This is a genomic window from Endozoicomonas sp. (genome assembly GCF_031844845.1).
GTDB lineage: Bacteria > Pseudomonadota > Gammaproteobacteria > Pseudomonadales > Endozoicomonadaceae > Endozoicomonas.
In genome coordinates, this window is the sequence record NZ_JAVRMB020000020.1 from 1 (window position 1) to 2,632 (window position 2,632).

General features: G+C 50.7%; 2 protein-coding genes. Both read left to right on the forward strand.

Features of this window, described 5'->3' with window-relative positions; translation table 11 throughout:
- Positions 1 to 647: 647 nt before the first annotated feature.
- Positions 648 to 941, forward strand: coding sequence for a co-chaperone GroES (locus tag RM811_RS00865; RefSeq protein WP_402519839.1), 294 nt, complete (start codon positions 648 to 650; stop codon positions 939 to 941).
- A gap of 60 nt (positions 942 to 1,001) precedes the next feature.
- Positions 1,002 to 2,632: chaperonin GroEL (gene groL / locus RM811_RS00870; protein ID WP_402519842.1), on the forward strand; the 1,631-nt coding region annotated here is incomplete at its 3' end.

Consider the following 2,632-nt stretch of genomic DNA (forward strand, 5'->3'; position numbering starts at 1 on the left):
AGATGTGTATAAGAGACAGCCCTGCTGACATCATTGAGTTGTGTAAGTCTCTGGATATTCAGGGGCTGGAGTCTATTTATAGCTCGTTGATTGCGATTTCAAACGCTTAGAATCTGCCCGGGAATAACTTGCCTTTTTTACCACAGAGACACAGAGGATACAGAGGAAGACGAACGGTTGTTTCTCTGTGCTCTCTGTGTCTCTGTGGTGCACAAAATGGGGGGGATTAACGGACAACTTCTTAGGGAAGCTGCAATTAAGAATATACCACCGTCATCCCCGCGAAGGCGGGGATCCACTGCGTGGTAGATTCCCGCCTTCGCGAGAATGACGGAAGGTTGGTACTTTCTACAATGCCACTTCCCTGAGAGGTTAACCGGGGAAAATAAGTTTTTTTCCCTCCACCTCTTGAAAATAGCGCTTGCCACCCATACTAAGTGGAACAACTGATAAGCCTTCGGCAAAGGCTTGCGCTTAATGCAAAGGCCTGTGCCAAAGTAGATTTCACCCCTGATGAATATCAGGGAGGCCTGGATAAACCGGGCCGTACTGAATAGTGAAGCGATATTACATGGTTTCACTGCCATAGATAACGCGCAACCTCCGGTAGGTTGTACGGCATAAGCAAACTGTTGGAGAGATAATCGATGAAAATTCGTCCGTTGCGTGATCGCGTGGTCGTTCGTCGTGTGGAAGAAGAAACTACCTCTGCTGGTGGCATCGTATTGCCAGGTTCTGCAACTGAGAAGCCTAATCAGGGCGTCATCGTTGCAGTGGGTGATGGCGCGTATCTGGACAACGGTGAAAAGCGTCCCGTTGGCGTGAGCGTTGGTGACAAGATTCTTTTCGGCAAGTATGCAGACTCAAACACCGTGAAGATTGACGGTGAAGAGCTGATTATTCTGTCTGAAAGTGACATTTCCGCCGTTCTTGAAGGCTGATTGTTTACGAATCACACTGCACCTTTTTAATTTCGCAAATTTTGCAAAGGATCACCAACCATGGCAGCTAAACAAGTTAAATTTGGCGACGAAGCTCGCAAAGAAATGCTCAGGGGCGTTAACATCCTGGCTGACGCTGTAAAAGCGACTCTGGGCCCAAAAGGACGTAATATCCTGATCGAAAGGTCTTATGGTGCGCCGGTCATCACTAAAGATGGTGTGACGGTTGCCAAAGAAATCGAACTGAAAGACAAGTTCCAGAACATGGGTGCCCAGCTGGTTAAGGAAGTGGCTTCCCAGGCTAACGATCAGGCCGGTGACGGTACTACCACCGCTACCGTACTGGCTCAGTCCATCCTGAACGAAGGTCTGAAGTACGTTGCTGCCGGCATGAACCCAATGGATCTGAAACGCGGCATCGACAAAGCGGTTATCGCGGTTGTTGAGCAGCTGAAAATCATGTCTATCCCTTGTGAAGACAGCAAGTCTATTGCCCAGGTAGGCACTATTTCCGCCAATTCCGACGAAACAGTGGGCGCTAAAATTGCCGAAGCCATGGAAAAGGTTGGCAAGGAAGGCGTCATCACCGTTGAAGAAGGTACCAGCCTGGAGTTTGAGCTGGAAGTGGTAGAAGGCATGCAGTTTGACCGCGGCTACCTGTCCCCTTACTTCATCAACAACCAGGAAAGAATGTCTGCTGACCTGGAAAACCCTTACGTCCTGCTGGTTGACAAGAAAATCTCCAACATCCGTGACATGCTGCCAATACTGGAAGCCGTTGCCAAGGCTGGCAAGCCTCTGCTGATCATCGCTGAAGATGTTGAAGGCGAAGCACTGGCGACTCTGGTGGTTAACAACATGCGTGGCATCGTTAAGGTGACTGCGGTTAAAGCACCAGGCTTTGGTGATCGTCGCAAGGCCATGCTGCAGGATATCGCTATCCTGACTGGCGCCACCGTCATTTCTGAAGAAATCGGTCTTTCTCTGGAAACCGCGACTCTGGATGACCTGGGTTCTGCCAAGCGCATTCAAATCACCAAAGAAGACAGCACCATCATTGATGGCGCCGGTGTTCATGCTGACATCAGTGCCCGTGTTGAACAAATTCGCGCTGAAATCGAAAACTCTTCTTCTGACTACGACAAAGAGAAACTGCAGGAACGTGTAGCCAAGCTGGCTGGCGGTGTTGCGGTTGTTAAAGTGGGTGCTGCCTCTGAAGTTGAAATGAAAGAGAAAAAAGCCCGCGTAGAAGACGCCCTGCACGCTACCCGTGCGGCGGTTGAAGAAGGCGTGGTTGCTGGTGGTGGTGTGGCGCTGGTTCGCGCTCTGTCTGCCATTAAGGTTGACACCATCAACGCTGAACAGGCTGCGGGTGTTGAACTGATCCTGCGTGCTCTGGAAGGCCCAATCCGTCAGATCGCCACCAACTCTGGTGACGAAGCCTCTGTAGTTGTTGACAAGGTGAAGGCTGGTGAAGGTAACTTTGGTTACAACGCGGCTACTGGCGAATACGGCGATTTGATCGAAATGGGTATTCTTGACCCGACGAAAGTAACCCGTTCTGCTCTGCAGGCTGCTGCTTCTGTTGCTGGTCTGATGATCACTACTGCTGCCATGGTTGCCGATGAGCCTCAGGACGATGCTCCATCTATGCCTGATATGGGCGGCATGGGCGGTATGGGTGGTATGGG

Coding starts and splice junctions, on each gene's coding strand:
- RM811_RS00865 (WP_402519839.1), top strand. CDS start 648: ATGAAAATTCGTCCGTTGCGTGATCGCGTGGTCGTTCGTCGTGTGGAA.